At 61.2% G+C, this 15,595-nt stretch carries 16 protein-coding genes; 6 read left to right on the top strand and 10 right to left on the bottom strand.

Going from position 1 to position 15,595, the window contains the following annotated elements; all coding sequences use genetic code 11:
- Positions 1-18: 18 nt before the first annotated feature.
- Together ACFPWW_RS01075 and ACFPWW_RS01070 are read right to left on the bottom strand one after the other, a co-directional pair.
- Complete coding sequence (locus tag ACFPWW_RS01075) at positions 19-621, bottom strand: flavin reductase family protein (RefSeq protein ID WP_112567791.1); 603 nt, start codon at positions 619-621, stop codon at positions 19-21.
- Positions 621-1,205, bottom strand: coding sequence for a nitroreductase family protein (locus ACFPWW_RS01070; RefSeq protein WP_112567789.1), 585 nt, complete (start codon positions 1,203-1,205; stop codon positions 621-623). Before ACFPWW_RS01070 ends, ACFPWW_RS01075 begins: the two co-directional genes overlap by 1 nt.
- Positions 1,206-1,318: 113 nt before the next feature.
- Between ACFPWW_RS01070 and ACFPWW_RS01065 the strand changes: the two genes are divergently transcribed.
- On the top strand, positions 1,319-2,428 hold the full coding sequence (locus ACFPWW_RS01065; protein WP_112567787.1) for a hypothetical protein: 1,110 nt from the start codon (positions 1,319-1,321) through the stop codon (positions 2,426-2,428).
- 29 nt (positions 2,429-2,457) lie between these two features.
- Here the strand turns inward: ACFPWW_RS01065 and ACFPWW_RS01060 are convergent, their stop codons facing one another.
- The 6 genes from ACFPWW_RS01060 to ACFPWW_RS01035 all read right to left on the bottom strand — a co-directional run bounded on the left by ACFPWW_RS01060 (position 2,458) and on the right by ACFPWW_RS01035 (position 9,675).
- Positions 2,458-3,297, bottom strand: coding sequence for a lysophospholipid acyltransferase family protein (locus ACFPWW_RS01060; RefSeq protein WP_112567785.1), 840 nt, complete (start codon positions 3,295-3,297; stop codon positions 2,458-2,460).
- Between the two features lie 123 nt (positions 3,298-3,420).
- Positions 3,421-5,427, bottom strand: a complete 2,007-nt coding sequence (gene thrS, locus ACFPWW_RS01055) for a threonine--tRNA ligase (protein WP_112757750.1) — start codon at positions 5,425-5,427, stop codon at positions 3,421-3,423.
- Positions 5,428-5,578: 151 nt separating this feature from the next.
- Positions 5,579-8,242, bottom strand: coding sequence for an SEL1-like repeat protein (locus ACFPWW_RS01050; protein ID WP_377309949.1), 2,664 nt, complete (start codon positions 8,240-8,242; stop codon positions 5,579-5,581).
- A gap of 52 nt (positions 8,243-8,294) precedes the next feature.
- A complete protein-coding gene (locus ACFPWW_RS01045; protein WP_112567779.1) occupies positions 8,295-8,822 on the bottom strand; it encodes a DUF1697 domain-containing protein in 528 nt (175 codons plus the stop codon).
- 1 nt (position 8,823) lies between these two features.
- The gene (yidD, locus tag ACFPWW_RS01040) at positions 8,824-9,225 is read right to left on the bottom strand and encodes a membrane protein insertion efficiency factor YidD (protein WP_377309947.1); all 402 of its coding nucleotides are present in this window, start codon (positions 9,223-9,225) and stop codon (positions 8,824-8,826) included.
- A 3-nt stretch (positions 9,226-9,228) separates the two neighbouring features.
- Positions 9,229-9,675, bottom strand: coding sequence for an iron-sulfur cluster assembly scaffold protein (locus tag ACFPWW_RS01035; RefSeq protein ID WP_377309946.1), 447 nt, complete (start codon positions 9,673-9,675; stop codon positions 9,229-9,231).
- 307 nt (positions 9,676-9,982) lie between these two features.
- Between ACFPWW_RS01035 and folE the strand changes: the two genes are divergently transcribed.
- The 3 genes from folE to ACFPWW_RS01020 all read left to right on the top strand — a co-directional run bounded on the left by folE (position 9,983) and on the right by ACFPWW_RS01020 (position 12,173).
- Positions 9,983-10,597 carry a GTP cyclohydrolase I FolE gene (folE, locus tag ACFPWW_RS01030; protein WP_112567773.1) on the top strand — a complete coding sequence of 205 codons (615 nt, stop codon included), beginning with the start codon at positions 9,983-9,985 and terminating at the stop codon, positions 10,595-10,597.
- A 25-nt stretch (positions 10,598-10,622) separates the two neighbouring features.
- Positions 10,623-11,075 carry a phosphoribosyl-AMP cyclohydrolase gene (hisI, locus tag ACFPWW_RS01025; protein WP_112567771.1) on the top strand — a complete coding sequence of 151 codons (453 nt, stop codon included), beginning with the start codon at positions 10,623-10,625 and terminating at the stop codon, positions 11,073-11,075.
- A gap of 129 nt (positions 11,076-11,204) precedes the next feature.
- Entirely contained in the window at positions 11,205-12,173 is a 969-nt protein-coding gene (locus ACFPWW_RS01020; protein WP_377309945.1) for a patatin-like phospholipase family protein, read from the top strand.
- Between the two features lie 412 nt (positions 12,174-12,585).
- Here ACFPWW_RS01020 and ACFPWW_RS01015 read toward each other — a convergent pair whose 3' ends face one another.
- Positions 12,586-13,020, bottom strand: a complete 435-nt coding sequence (locus ACFPWW_RS01015) for a CBS domain-containing protein (protein WP_112567767.1) — start codon at positions 13,018-13,020, stop codon at positions 12,586-12,588.
- Between the two features lie 99 nt (positions 13,021-13,119).
- Positions 13,120-13,899 (bottom strand): rhomboid family intramembrane serine protease, encoded by a 780-nt coding sequence (locus tag ACFPWW_RS01010; protein WP_112567765.1) that lies wholly within the window; start codon positions 13,897-13,899, stop codon positions 13,120-13,122.
- Positions 13,900-14,192: 293 nt separating this feature from the next.
- Between ACFPWW_RS01010 and ACFPWW_RS01005 the strand changes: the two genes are divergently transcribed.
- Entirely contained in the window at positions 14,193-14,810 is a 618-nt protein-coding gene (locus tag ACFPWW_RS01005) for a PAS domain-containing protein (RefSeq protein WP_112567763.1), read from the top strand.
- Between the two features lie 123 nt (positions 14,811-14,933).
- Positions 14,934-15,545 (top strand): PilZ domain-containing protein, encoded by a 612-nt coding sequence (locus ACFPWW_RS01000; RefSeq protein ID WP_112567761.1) that lies wholly within the window; start codon positions 14,934-14,936, stop codon positions 15,543-15,545.
- Positions 15,546-15,595: the final 50 nt, after the last annotated feature.

The raw sequence follows: 15,595 nt of genomic DNA, 5'->3' as shown, positions 1-15,595 counted from the left end.
GGACTTGCGCGGCAGTCGTCAGGCTTTCGGCCGGAACATTTCGAAGACATCGCTGCCCTCGCAATAATCCATATAGCCCATGCGCGCGACCGGCCGCGCCAGGGCCGCATCGAACCGGCCATCCCTGACGACGGCCTCATCGATATGGATGCCGACGACCTGGCCGAAGACGAAGACATTCTCCGTGGCTTCGCCCGAAAGCGTCTTCGGCTCGATGATCTCCGTCACCCTGCATTCCAGCACGGCGAAAGCCTCCGCGACACAGGGCGCATCGATGAGCTCCGCCTGCTTCGGCGTCAGCCCGGCATAGTCGAATTCGCTTGCGCCATACGGCAGCGCGGCCGACGAAAGGTTCATCCTTTCCGCCAGGTGGCGGCTGACGAAATTGCAGGTGAAGACGCCGGTTTCCCGCGCGTTCCGCTGGCTGTGCTTGTGCCCGCTTGAGGAAAACATCACCAGCTTCGGCTTGTCGGCAACCGCGTTGAAGAAGGAATAGGGCGCGAGATTGAGCGACCCGTCCCTGCCCTTGCTACCGATCCAGCCGATCGGGCGCGGCGCGACGATTGCCTTGAAAGGGTCGTGCGCCAGCCCGTGCCGGTTCGTATCCGTCGTATAGAACATCAGTCTTCGCCGCCGACCCAGGTGACGGTCTCGGTCAGTTCGGGGCGCGGACGCTCGACGGGCGGGAAGGTCGTGGAGCCGATATGGATGAAGCCGGCGACCTTTTCGCCCGGCTGGACGCCGAGCAGCGGATAGGCGCGCTCGTCGAAGGCGAACCACTCCGTCAGCCAGTTGGCGACATAGCCATGCGCATTGGCGGCCAGGATGACGTTGAGGCACAAGGCGCCCGCCGACATGATCTGCTCCCATTCCGGGATCTTGAAATGCGGGCCGGCCTTGCTGACGATGCCGACGACGACGGGCGCGCGGGTAAAGCGGGTGCGCTCGACCTGGATCATCTCCTCGGAGAGGTCGGGCTTGGCGTCGAGCGCGAGTTTCAGCAGCTCCTCGCCGAGCCGCACGCGTTCTTCGCCGCGATAGACGATGAAGCGCCAGGGGGCGAGCTTGCCATGGTCGGGAACGCGCGATGCGAGACGCAGGATTTCCTCGATCTCGGCCTTTTCCGGCCCCGGTTCGCACATCTGGAACGCTGGGATGGAGCGGCGCACGGCGAGGTAATCGATCAGTTTGATGTCGGATTTCATGCGGGAGAAACTCTCATTTGTATGCAGAGGGAGGCCGGAGGTCTTGAATTTGCCATGGCATTGGTCTTGAAGTGGACTCTGCGATTTCAGAAGTCAATCGGTTCACGAAAAGGATGTCTGGCATTTTGCCTTTTGCACGGATCGGCCTTGCTATTGCCCTTGTCATGCTGACGTCGTTCGGCGCTGCCGCCCAGGACGCTTTCAAGGATTTCAAGCAGCTCGAATCGACCCCGAAAATGCCGAAGCTCAACGCGTTCATCGCGCCGGGGGCGGCGCGGGAAGGCGTGCATCTGCGTGACGTCTCGCTGGAAGCCAAATTGACGGCTGACGGTGCGCCCGTCGAGGACGGGCTTTCCTGGTATGTATTCAGCCCGGTCGCCGGAGCCGACGGCAAGCTGCCGCTGATCGCAAGCTCCCGCGGCGGCACGGCGGAATTCCAGCTCGCAGCCGGAGACTATTTCGTCAACGTTTCCTTCGGTCGCGCCGGCGTCACCAAGAAGCTGACGGTGCCGGATGAAGGCGAGGTCGACAAACAGGTGATGGTGCTCGACGCCGGCGGCCTTCTGCTCAATGCCGTCTCCGGCTCCGATGTCCGCATCCGGCCGGATGAGCTGAGCTTCTCGATCTATTCCGCCGAAGTGCGCGACGACGGCGAGCGCGGCCTTGTCATGGCCGATGTGCCGCCAAACACGGTCGTGCGCCTCAATGCCGGCACCTATCACGTCGTTTCCGAATACGGCAACGTCAACGCCACCATCCGCGCCGACATTCAGGTGGAGGCCGGCAAGCTCACCGAAGCGACGATCCAGCACCGGGCGGCGCAGATCAATTTCAAGCTGGTCTCCGAAACCGGCGGCGAAGCGATTGCCGATACCGCCTGGTCGATCCTGACGGCCGCCGGCGACAGCGTCGGCGAAAGTGTCAGCGCCTTCCCGACCATGGTCCTGTCGGAAGGCGAATATACGGCGGTTGCCCGCAACAAGGACAAGATCTACCAGCGCGACTTTACCGTCGTTGCCGGCGTCAATACCGATGTCGAAGTGCTGATGAAGGATCAGCAGGCCCAGCAGCCGATCGCCCCCGCTGCCACGGCCGTGCCGCCGGGACAGAGCGCGGCAGCGCCCAAGGGCGTGCCCCAGCCGGGCGGCGAGATACCGCCGCAGCCGCCTCTGCCGTCCTATGAAGATCTGCAGAACGGCGGGGATGGCGCCAGCCTGGACTGACGCCAGCTTCGACCGTCAGGGATTTTTTCTCAGCTTGCGCGCTTGAGGAAGGCCTTCTTCTTCGGCGCCATCGAGAAGACGGCGTCGAAGAGACGGGCGAGCAGATCCTTGCGGTCGCTGCCGCTGCTCAATTCCTCCCAGGACAATACCTTGCCCACATGCGCGGTGATCGTGCTGCCTGAAAGGCGGCGGAATTCGCGGATCAGCAGCGACAGGCGCAGCGTCATCGAAACGCGGCTGGCGAGATGGAAGAGCCGGCCGTTCTGGCCCTCGAAATAGATCGGCAGCACGCTGGCGCGCGCCGCCTGGATAAGCTTGGCCGGAAACATCTTCCACGGCAGGTCCTCGGCGCGGCCGAATCCCTTCTTGGCAGTGGCCACGCCGCCGGCCGGGAAAACCACGATCGTCGTGCCTTCCTTCAGCAGGCGCACCGCCTCGTGCCGGCTCTTCATGTTCATCGCCATCGCTTCCTTCGTCTCCTCGAAGGAGATCGGCAGCGAATAGGGGGCCATCTCGGGCACCTTCAGGAGATCGTTGTGAATGAGCACCCGGAACGGCCGGCCGAGCTGTTCGGCAAGCGCCAGCACGGCAATGCCGTCGCCGATTCCGAAAGGATGGTTGGCGACAATGACGATCGGTTCGTCCGGCACGGGCTCGAGCGGCCAGTTGCCCTTCACATCGACCTCGACATCGATCAGGTCGAGCATCTTGCCGAAGACCCGGTCGCTCTTGCCGACGATATCGCTGCGCCAGATGTCGTAGAGCCGCACATAGCGGTCACGGCCGGAAAGACCCTCGATGGAGCGGATGAGCCAGCGCTTCAGGCGCGGGTCCCGTTCGTTCGCGTAGGAAAGCTCTTTGAAGCGCACTCGAATGCCTGCCGGGATGAACCCGTCCCCTGTTTTGTGGCGGCTATATTACTGTTGCATGTCAGATTTCTGACAGCGCCGGGCACGTCAATGCCGGGCGCTGTCATTGTCCAAAGGCCGATTTCAGGCTGCTTTCGCCTTCTTTGCCTCAAGCTTACGGCGGATATCGGGCGGCGTTGCCTCCAGGGCAAGGCTTTCGATCGCCGAATCGAGCGACAGCGACACCTGTTCCTGGCTGCCGAGGCGGCGGATATTGACCGTGCGCTCTTCCGCTTCCTTCTTGCCGCAGACGATGATGACGGGAACTTTCGTAACGGAATGTTCGCGGATCTTGTAATTGATCTTCTCGTTACGGAAGTCGGTCTCCACATGCAGTCCGGCCTCGCGCAGCGCGTCGGCCACTTCCTGGCCGTAGCCGTCGGCTTCCGAGGTGATCGTCGCGACGACGACCTGCAACGGCGAGACCCACAGCGGCAGATGGCCGGCGAAGTTCTCGATCAGGATGCCGAGGAAGCGTTCCATCGAGCCGCAGATGGCGCGATGGATCATCACCGGCTGCGTCTTTTCCGAATTGCTGTCGATGTAGAAGGCGCCGAAGCGTTCCGGCAGGTTGAAGTCCACCTGCGTCGTGCCGCACTGCCATTCGCGGCCGATGGCGTCCTTCAGCGTATATTCGAATTTCGGCCCGTAGAAAGCGCCCTCGCCCGGCAGGATGCCGGTCTTGATGCGGCCCTCGGACTGTGCCTCGATCGTCTTCAAGACGTCGGTCATGACGGCTTCCGCACGATCCCACAGCGCATCGGTGCCGACGCGCTTTTCCGGCCGGGTGGAAAGCTTCACGACGATTTCCTTGAAGCCGAAGTCTTCATAGACCGACAGGATCAGGTCGTTGATCTTCAGGCATTCGGCCGCCATCTGCTCGTCGGTGCAGAAGATGTGCGCGTCGTCCTGCGTGAAGCCGCGCACGCGCATCAGCCCGTGCAGCGCGCCCGAGGGCTCGTAGCGATGGACGAGACCGAATTCGGCGAGACGGATCGGCAGTTCGCGATAGGATTTCAGGCCATGTTTGAAAATCTGCACGTGGCCGGGGCAGTTCATCGGCTTCAGCGCGAAGACGCGGTTATCCGCTTCCTTGTCTTCCGGATGCGTCATGGCATGGGCCGATTTCACGGCGAACATGTTTTCCTGGTACCAGCCCCAGTGACCCGAGGTTTCCCAGAGCGCGGTGTCGAGCACCTGCGGCGCGTTGACTTCCTGATAGTCGACGGCAAGACGGCGGCGCATGTAGGCGACGAGCGACTGGAAGATGCGCCAGCCCTTGCCGTGCCAGAAGACGACGCCCGGGCCTTCTTCCTGGAAATGGAACAGGTCCATTTCGCGGCCGAGCTTGCGGTGATCGCGCTTCTCGGCTTCCGCCAGCATGTGCAGGTAGTTGTCGAGATCGGCCTGGTCGGCCCATGCCGTGCCGTAGATGCGCGAGAGCATGGCGTTGTTGCTGTCGCCGCGCCAATAGGCGCCGGCAACCTTCATCAGCTTGAAGGCGGTGCCGATCTGGCCGGTGGAGGCCATATGCGGGCCGCGGCAGAGGTCGAACCAGTCGCCCTGATGATAGATCTTCAGGTCCTGCCCTTCGGGAATGGCATCGACGAGCTCGACCTTGTACTGCTCGCCCTTGGCGGCAAAGACTTCCTTGGCCTTCTCGCGCGACCAGATTTCCTTGGTGAAGGGCGCGTTGCGGGCAATGATCTCCTTCATCTTCTTTTCGATCTTCGGCAGATCGTCGGGCGTGAAGGGCTCGTTCTTGGCGAAATCGTAATAGAAGCCGTTCTCGATGACGGGGCCGATCGTCACCTGCGTGCCGGGCCACAATTCCTGCACGGCTTCCGCCATCACATGCGCGGCATCATGGCGGATCAGTTCCAGCGCACGGCCGTCCTTGCGCGTGATGATCTCGATCTTGCCGTCGGTCACGGCATCGGAAAGGTCGCGCACGGTGCCGTCGATGGCAATGGCGACGGCGCTCTTGGCAAGCGACTTGGAAATGGATTCGGCGACATCCTTGCCGGTCGCGCCAGCCGGGAAGCTGCGCACGGAACCATCGGGAAATGTCAGGGAAACGGATTGGGACACTGAAATTCTCCTTGTCCAGTCCCGCCAACGAATGCGGGTGGTTGAAACGGAAGCGTCATTCCATTCGGAAAGCGCTGCCGCCTGATACTGACATTTGGTGTCTGAGTAAAGAAAAAGCGAGGCGATCGGCTAGCGAAGGAGGATGCGGCTCCTATCCGCCGTAGGTCCTGGTGTAGTTCGCGAGCGCCGATTTCAGGGGCAGATCGATCTCATCGTCCAGCGGCCCATCGTAAAGGCCGCGTCTTGAAAGACTTCTTTTCAACGCCGTGCGCGTGAAGGGCGAAAACACCTTCAGTTCGTCGGTAATCTGTCCATCGCCCTGGCGGATTGCGAGAAGGATGTTCTCGGCCGCATTATCCGAGCTGAAGGTTGCGTCATAGGCATAGGCCAGCCGATAGGCAGCTCTTGCGAAGCCCGCATCCGTCGCCCGCAGATACCATTTTATGGCTTCCTGTCGGTCGACCGAAGTTCCCCGGCCGTCATCGTAGAAACGCCCGAGCGCGAACATTCCTGCGGCCGAATTGAGCTCGGCGGATTTCTTGTAATATTTGAAAGCGATTGCCTGATCCTGATCCTTGCCGTTTTCATAGTACCACGCGAGATTGAGCGCGCCGGCCGCAGATCCGGCATCGGCCGCCTTCTGATACCAGTCGCGAGCGATGGTCTGGTCTTCTTCCGTGCCGATGCCATTCTGATAATAATAGCCGACGGCATTCATTGCCTCGGGATATTGCTTGAAGGCCGCCATCATGAACCAGCTGAGCGCCTTGGAGCGGTCAATGGGCACGCCCTGCCCATATTCGTACATATCGCCCAGGGAATATTGTGCCTTCGCATTGCCGTAGGCTCCGGCTTTCGTCAGCCATTCCAGGGCCTTGCCATAATCTTTCTGGTTGCCGTCCGCTGAGCGATAGAGCATTCCGAGCCTGTACATCGCGTCGGCGGATTTCTTGTTGGCCGCGGCTTCGTACCATTCGATCGCCTTGGCATAGTCGCGGGTGACTCCGTCGCCATCCTCATACTTGATTCCGAGCAGGATCATCGCCGAAGTGTCGCCGGCAGCCGCACCCTTCTCGAGATAGTCGGTCGATTTCCCATCGTCGCGCGGCAAGCTGGCATCATTGGCATACATTGCACCAAGCTCGGCGAAAGCCTGTGTATATCCGTTCTCCGCAGCAGCTTTGAACCAGCGCACCGCTTCTCTCGAATCCTGGACTGTCCCCTCGCCCCTTGCGTATAGGAGCGCGACGGAATACTGAGCCGTGGCCGAACCGCCTTCGGCCGCCTTGAGATACCAGGCGAAAGATTTATGGGCATCGGCGCTGGTGCCGGAACCTTGATAGAGGCGGTCGGCAACTTCGAGAAAAGCCTTGGAATCCCCGGCATCGGCCGCCTTCTGGAACCACTCGAAAGCCTTTTCCGCGTCCTTCGGAAGGCCCTCGCCCTTTTCATAACCATAGGCAAGCTCCCGCATGGCGTATGTGCTGCCAGCCGCTGCTGCCTTCTGGAGCCATTTCAGGCCGTTTTCGACGTCGCGAGGGCCGCCCACTCCAAAATAGAGTGACTCGCCGAAACGACCGGCGCCGTCAGGACTTCCGAGTTTGGCAGATTTCTCATACCAGATGCGCGCTTCGCCCGCGTCAACCGGCACACCTTTACCTCGCTCATAGAAGACGCCGACCTCTGACATGGCATAAGCATCCCCACGGGAGGCGGCTTCCTTCATCCAGTAGAGGGCTTGGCCATAACGCGGATCAGGCATCTTGGAGAAAAGCAAAGCCTTGCCTCGGTAGCCAAGCACGCTTCCTTGCGCAATTGCTTGATCCAGCAGGCCCTCGGCCTTTGCGAAGTCGCGCGTCCTTTCCTTGCCCGCGACATAGACATCTGCCAACGCCTTCATGGCATCGCCGTCGCCAAGGTCCACTGCTTTCTCAAGGAGATCGACAGCCGTCTTTTTCTGAGCCTTGTCGCCCACACGCAGGTAGTGTCGCGCAAGAGCCCGCATCGCATCGGTGGAACCTCTGCGCGCCATGTCGTCCAGCAAGGCAACGGCACGGACCGGGTTCCTTTCTGTTCCAATGCCTTCCATGTGAAGATACGCGACATCTATGGCCGCGCCTTCGTCGCCCAGCTCCGCCGCAACTGAAAGCAGCCCAAAACCTCTATTGGCATCGACAGGAATGCCGGTCCCATCCAGATACATCCACGCAAGGGATCTCTTGGCGGGAATGTAGCCCAGCCGGTCTGCAAGTTCGAAATAGGTCCGGGCAGCATCGAAATCCTGTGCGACACCCCACCCGAGCTTGTACATCTCTCCGAGATATTCGGCCGAGCGCGGATCGCCTGCTTCTCTTGCCTTTTCCAGCCAGGACAAGGCTATCTTGAAGTCGCGTCCGCGCCCGAAACCGTAAGCATATGCCGTCGCCAGGTAGTCCATCGAAGCGGCATGCCCCTGGGCGGCCAATGCCTCAAAGCCGCTAAGCGCTGGCTCATATTGCTGGAGGTTGAACTGGCTTGCGAGCACGAAATAACGGGCGTCGACAGAGCCTGGATCCGCCTGCAGATAGGTTTCGCAGGCGGAAAGCGCATCCCGCCAATAAGCGAGATTGTCAACGAACACGCCATCGCGCGCGAGGTAGCGGCACTTTGTTTCCGATGCGGTTTGGGCTGCGCTTGCAGCAGTTGCCGGAAAATTGACAGTGGCAAGGGCAAGAAAAAACGACGCGGTGGCGAAATACCGAGAGAACTTCATGAGTACAGCATCTGAAAAATCGTGCGGGGAACTCAGTGATATCCCCAACTTATTCAACTGCAAGTGTAATTTTCCGCCGCCGATGAAGAGCAACGAAGGCGTGTTCTTCCTGCACCTAAAGCACCATTTCGAAAAGGCCGCGCACGGTGTTCCAGTTGCGCAGCGTCCCGACACCCATGCGCTTGGTGCTGAGCGCAGACAGCAGTTTGGATTGGCTCGGCTTGCCGTGGAAATCGATCCAGAGATCGCAGCCGATCAGTTCCATCCGCTGCCCGTCGGCAAGCAGCGGTTTTAATGCTTCGACCTTTTCCGGATCGATCGGCAGCCGGCTGACGCGCACGATCACCTGATCGCCTTTGCCGTCCTTGAAGGGATTGGCGCTGCAAAGCGCCATCCAGGTGCAGTCGCTGCGCACGATGATGTCGACATGCTTGCCGAACTTTTCTTCGAAAGCCTCTTCCAGCTGCTCTTCGACCTCGTGCGGTCGCATATTGTCCGCCTCGAAAACGAGGTTGCCGGTGGAGACCAGCGTGCGCGGTTCGCGATATCCGAGTTCTTCGGCAAGCGCGCGCAGATCCTCCATGATCACGCGTCGCTCGGAACTCAGCACGATGCTGTGCAGAAGTGCGATGAAGGTACACACCTTATGCCTCCTTTCGCCCGAGCGCGAAATAACGCCAGGGCGTGAACCAGCGGTAACGCATTGCAAGATGTTCCGGCACCGGGTCGAGCCCGCTCGTGCCGCCCGGGCCGCAGCGGCCTACGCGGAAGAGCGTCATCCAGCCTCCGGCCCAGAGCCCGTGGCGGGCGACGGCCTCGTAGCCGTATTCGGAACAGGTCGGGATGTGCCGGCACGAATAGCCGACGAAGCCCGAAAGCGTCAGCTGATAGAGGCGGATCAGCCCCATCCCGAAAAGCCGGTCCGGCGTCTTGCGGAACGGGCCGGCATAGTTGCGGGAGAATTTCTGCGGCCGCGCAGGGCGAGGTTCGGGCGCGGCGGCACCGCCCTCGTCCTCCTCTTCGCGCAACAGGCAGAATTCACACATGGCTTACGCCTCGATAGCCTCCGCGCGCCTGGCCTCGACCTGGCTGATGGCGTCGACAACGGCGTCGAAGGTCAGCATGGTGGAGGCGTGGCGCGCCTTGTAATCACGCACGGGAAGAAGATAGCGCATGTCGGCAAACCGTCCATCCGGCCCCTCGCCGTCCGCCTTCAGCATGGCAAGCATGTCCTCGCGCGCCTTGCGCACCTCGCCCGCTGTCGCGCCGACGACGTGGCGGGCCATGATCGAGGAGGATGCCTGCCCGAGCGCGCAGGCCTTCACGTCATGCGAAAAGGCGGTGATCCTGTCGCCGTCCATTTTCAGCCAGATGCGCACCTTCGATCCGCAGAGCCTGGAATGCGCCTGCACGCTCGCATCCGCATCGTCAAGCGTGCCGGTCAGCGGAATATTGCCGGCAAATTCGAGGATTTTGCTGTTATAGATGTCGTCCATGACGGATTTGGCTCCAAAAACGCCTAAAAGCGACGCTAATTCCTATGTGATTGTCATGTAAACAAAAAACACACAGTCAAACGACAGCATACTTACATACCGGGGTCGTCTTCCTATATGTATGTCGTTCGAGGGTCATTGAAATGCAATGGCCTCGGATAAGTTTGATTGGGAAACCGTGCCGGAAGGGTTCGAGAAAGCGAGCCTGGAAAGCCCCGGAGCCTGCCAAAGGTGCAAGAATTCCCGCTTGGGGTACCAGTGGCTAGTCCGAATACGGTCCGCGTTGCGGGCCAGGAGACCATTGAATATGGACGCCATCGTCAAGAATTTTCCGCATACCGTCCGTGAATCCGATCGCCCCTCCCAGCAGGAGGCAGAGGACGCCGTTCGCGTCCTGCTGCGCTGGGCCGGCGACGATCCTTCGCGCGAAGGCCTGCTGGATACGCCTGCCCGTGTCGCCAAGTCCTATCGCGAGCTCTTCGCCGGCTACGAGATGAGCCCGGAAGACGTGCTCGGCCGTACCTTCGAAGAGGTTGCCGGCTATGACGACATGGTGCTGGTGAAGGACATTCCCTTCTTCTCCCACTGCGAACATCATATGGTGCCGATCATCGGCAAGGCGCATGTCGCCTATATGCCGGACGGACGCGTGCTCGGCCTTTCCAAGATCGCCCGTGTCGTCGAAATCTACGGTCGCCGCCTGCAGACCCAGGAAACGATGACCTCGCAGATCGCCACCGCGATCGATGAAACGCTGCGCCCGCGCGGTGTGGCCGTCATGATCGAGGCCGAACATATGTGCATGGCCATGCGCGGCGTTCAGAAGCAGGGCTCGACCACATTGACGACAACCTTTACAGGAACGTTCAAGACTGAACCGGCCGATCAGGTCCGATTCATGACAATGGTAAGGGGCCGCTGACACCGGCTCCCTCAGGAGGGCCGCGATGCGTGAACTGATTTTCAACCAGCCGTCTGACGACAAGTCCGAGCTGGAGGATGCCGGCGATTTTACGCCGCGCTTCGACGATCGCGGCCTGATTACCGCCATCGTCACCGATGCCGGTGACGGTGAGCTGCTGATGGTCGCCCATATGAATGCGCAGGCCCTGGCGCTCACCATCCAGACCGGCATCGCCCACTATTTCAGCCGCTCGCGCGGCAAGATCTGGAAGAAGGGCGAAACCTCGGGCAACCTGCAGACCGTCAAGGAGATCCGCACCGATTGCGACCAGGACGCCATCTGGCTGAAGGTCGAGGTCGCCGGCCATGACGCAACCTGTCACACCGGCCGACGCTCCTGCTTCTACCGCACCGTCACGCTTGAGGACGGAAAGCCCATGCTGACCATCGTCGACGACGACCTGCATTTCGATCCCAACGACGTCTACGGAAAATAGGCTTCATCCCGGCCGCCCGCCCCTTATTGCGACGCCGGTCGCCTCTATATACAATTTGGAAAGGGTTCGGGGCGGTTAATAGGAACCCAGTAAGGGGGCCAAAGTGTTCTGCCGGGAGGAAGGAACGCCATGTTGGGCTGGAGTATGAATCGTCAAAGCTCCGACGGGGGCGGTTCGAGCTCGACGATGCGTGACGATGCGCCGGTTTCTCCCCCGCTCCCCGTTCCCGAAAAGAAAGCAAAGCTTGCTCTGGCGCTCGGCGGCGGCGCTGCCCGCGGCTGGGCGCATATCGGCGTGTTGCGTGCGCTCGATGAGGCGAGCATCGAAATCGGCATGATCGCCGGCACTTCGATCGGCGCGCTCGTCGGCGGCTGCTACCTCGCCGGCAAGCTGGACGAACTGGAAAACTTCGCCCGCTCGCTCACCATGCGCCGCATTGCAAGCCTCCTCGACCTGACGATCGGCGGTTCCGGCCTGTTCGGCGGCATGCGGCTGACCAAGCGCATGCAGGAACATCTGGAGGGACTGACGATCGAAGATCTCGACCGACCCTTCGTTGCCGTGGCTGCGGAGGTCAATACCGGCCACGAAGTCTGGATCGCCAACGGCTCGCTGATTACGGCGATCCGCGCCTCCTACGCCCTTCCCGGTATCTTCGAGCCGGTGCGCAGCAACAATCGCACGCTTGTCGATGGTGCCCTCGTCAATCCGGTGCCGGTGTCCGTCTGCCGCAGCTACGAGCAGCCGCTCGTCGTCGCCGTCAATCTCAACTACGATCTCTACGGCCGCTCCGCCGTCGTCCGCCACAATGCCAGCCTCTCGCCCGCCGAAGTGCAGCAGCAGAAGGATGCGCCCTATTCCGCACGCATGGGCATGACCGGCGTGATGGTGCAGGCTTTCAACATCATCCAGGATCGTATCGCGCGTGCCCGCCTTGCCGGCGACCCGCCTGACATTTCGCTGCAGCCGCGCCTGTCGGATATCGGCCTGTCGGAGTTCCACCGTGCGGGCGAAGCCATCGAGCGTGGCTATGAGGAAGCCCGGGCAAGGCTGCCCGAACTGCAGCGCATGCAGGAACTCTACGCCAGGCACCCCTGAGGCATAAGCAATTCCAGCAAAAGTGCGCAGCGGTTCTGCGTCCGGAATTGCGTTCAGACAAAAGAGCAATTCCAGCAAAAGTGCGCAGCGGTTCTGCGTCCGGAATTGCGTTCAGACAAAAGAGCAATTCCGGCAAAAGTGCGCAGCGGTTTTGCGTCCGGAATTGCGTTCAGACAAAAGAGCAATTCCAGCAAAAGTGCGCAGCGGTTTTGCGTCCGGAATTGCGTTCAGACAAAAGAGCAATTCCAGCAAAAGTGCGCAGCGGTTTTGCGTCCGGAATTGCGTTCAGACAAAAGAGCAATTCCAGCAAAAGTGCGTGCGGTTTTGCGTGCGGAATTGCGTTCAGACAAAGAAGCAATTCCAGCAAAGATGTTCAGCGGCCTTGCTGGAATTACATCGAACAAAGGATCGTTCAGCTTGCAATATAGGCCTTGATCTCTTCGGCCTCGCGCTCGACCTCGGCGATGCGCGACTTCACGACGTCACCGATCGAAATGATGCCGGCGAGCTTGCCGTTGGCCTCGACCGGGACGTGGCGGAAGCGCTTGCTTGTCATCAGCTCCATGAGCTGGTTGACCGAGGTCTGTTCGTTGCAGCGGAACACCTTCGAGGTCATGACGGAAGACAGCGCCTGGTCGAGCCCGTCCTTGCCGGACTTTGCGATGACATGCACGAGGTCGCGCTCGGTGAACATGCCGGAAATCTTGTTTTCCATGCCGACGACGACGATCGCGCCGATCTTCTTCTTGCTGAGAATCTGAGCCGCCTCCGCAACCGTGGTATTCGGCCCGGTGGTGACGACGTCACGACCCTTCAGATCGAGTATTGCTTTGACGGAACTGGCCATTTGTACCTCCCATGGCGAAAGTGAAACACTTGTCGGGAACACAGGCTCCGCGGCGGTCTCTCCTCCCGTCGCGAATTGGTCAATGGTGCACTGCTTGAGTCAGGATTGCAACTCGTCGTCAGGGTACGGTGCGGGTTCTTCGGGCGGTTTGCGGTCAAAGAACGCAAAAAGGAAGAAGCCGAAGACGAAACCGCCTATATGCGCGTCCCAGGCAATCTCCTGGCTGCCGTCGCCGACGAGCGGCACGCCGACGGCAATCAGTGCATTGCCGATCAGCCAGAACAGCATGAAGATGATTACGGTGCGGCTCCGCATCGCCTGCGGCACCGACAGGCGCGGATTGAGATGCGCCGGGCGCGGCCCTGCCCGCCCGGAAGGGAAGGCAAACCGGCAGGCCGCCCCCATCAGGCCGGAAACCACACCCGATGCGCCGATGAGCAGCCCTTCGCTGCCCCAGTTCAGCGCGGCATGCAGCGCCGCCGAGGCGACTGCTGAAAGGACCCAGAAGACGACGAAGCGGAACGCGCCGATGCGGCGCACGACCGGCGCGCCGAAAGCCATCAGCCACAGCCCGTTGAAGACGATATGCTCGATGCTGCCGTGCAGAAGCGAATAGGTGACGGGCGTCCAGTAGAGCTGCGGCCCCTGCTCTGCGAGCGAAACGGCATAACGCAGCGGAATGAAGCCGAAATTGAACAGGAACCAGTCAAGCCCGTCGCCCGGCAGCAGCGACTGCCCAACGTAGATCAGGATCAGCAGCAGGAGCGTGGCAAACAGCGCCGGCGGAAGATTGAAGACCGGCTGGCGCGGCGGCCGGGCCGGCGGTTCGGGCTGCGAAGGCTGGAAAGCCTGGTCAGGCCCGGACGTCTCTTGGTTCATGCTCTCATCGCCTCGTTGGAGGCCCCAGCCATACAGGAGCCGGCATCAAAAAAAAAGCCGTCCGGAACCGGCCGGACGGCTTGCCTGGATGCTCCCCGAGGATGACCCCCACCCTGGCAGTCGCGTGCAGAACTTCATTGTCAGAAGTCGTGGGGAAACGGTCTCACGGCGGCGTCCGGCGCTCAAGCGAAACCCATTCTTAACCTTAACTCGCCGGATTTGGCATGAAATCCGCAAGGCAGAAGGTGAAGGGGCGAAAATCGCCCGCCGATGAACCGAAATGAGACACTGCCATGCGCCTTCAGATCACGATCGACATATTCGACTACTGGAACGCCCTGCGTGGCGGGCTGGACGCCCCGCTGAAGTCGCAGATCGTGCCCGGCGCGATCCCTCACCTCCTGTCGAGCCTCTTCATTCTGGAGGCCGGCGCGGACCGGCACATCCGTTTTCGCCTCGCCGGCACGAAGATCTGCGATCTCTTCGGCCGCGACCTGCGCGGCGAGCGTTTTTCCGCCCTCTGGGCCAACGGCCAGCATGAGGATATCGAAAGGACGGCGGAGGGCGTCATGGCGCATGCCATCCCCACACTTTTCAACGCGACGGGCTACAGTACCGCCGGCCACCATGCTGCCTTCGAGATCGTCATGATGCCGCTGCGTTCGCCGGAAGGCGGCTGCGACCGGCTGCTCGGCGCCATCGCGCCTGCCCTTGCCGCAAGCTGGCTGGAGATCGTTCCGCTGGAGCTTCTGGCCCTGGACCGAAGCCGGCTGCTGCACGACAGGTTCGGCCGCACGGCCCCGCTTCAGCCGCACCGCCCCGTCGAAATCGTCCCCGAAAAACAGGCGACATTCGGCCGGTCAATGCTGCGCGCCATGTCGCATTTCCTGCATGGGGCAGCTGCCCGCTGACTGTCCCGTTCCGGGACGCGGCCCCTAGTACTTTAGGGCTATGCCGGGGTGGCTTTCCACAACCTTCTGTTAAGGGATTGTGGATAAGGATTGGGCTCGACGATTTCATGAAGAAGCCCTTTGATGCACTCGTTCCAGCCCGCTCAGACGCAACGGCCTGCGCCTCGCCCCGAACAGGGGGTGTTCCAGCGTGTGCCCATCAATATGCAGGGCCGGCTGATGCTTGCGAATTATGAGGAATTCGAGTGCATGGTGATCGATATGTCGCCCGGCGACATGTATGTCACCTGCCCCGGCCGCCCGCGTGCCAACGAACGCGTCGTCGCCTATATCGACCATCTCGGCCGTGTCGAAGGCCATGTGCAGACGGTCGACATGCGCGGCTTCACCATGTCGATCAACGCGACCGAGCGCAAGCGCGAGAAGCTCGCCGCCCAGCTCACCTGGCTTGCCAACAAGCATGAACTCGGCCTGCCCGAAGACCGCCGTCACGATCGTCTGACCCCGCGCGAAACCAGGACCGAACTCTCCCTGGAAGACGGCACGCGCTACATCTGCCGCATCATGGACCTTTCGCTCTCGGGTGCCGCCGTCGATGTCGAGGTGCGCCCGCCGCTCGGCACGCCCGTTCGCCTCGGCAACATGCGCGGCCGCGTCGTTCGCCACTTCACGGAAGGTGTCGCGATCGAGTTCCTGTCGGTCCAGTCACGCGAGACGCTGCGCGAATTTCTCTGAGCAGTTCCACGCCCGCGGAAGCGAGGGGCGATTTTCGTATCGTCCGGTTC

The organism is Rhizobium sp. GCM10022189, from assembly GCF_042656325.1.
In the GTDB taxonomy this organism is placed as follows: Bacteria; Pseudomonadota; Alphaproteobacteria; order Rhizobiales; family Rhizobiaceae; genus Rhizobium.
The sequence above is the reverse complement of the archived record's forward strand: the minus strand, read 5'-3'. Positions and strand labels throughout refer to the sequence as shown.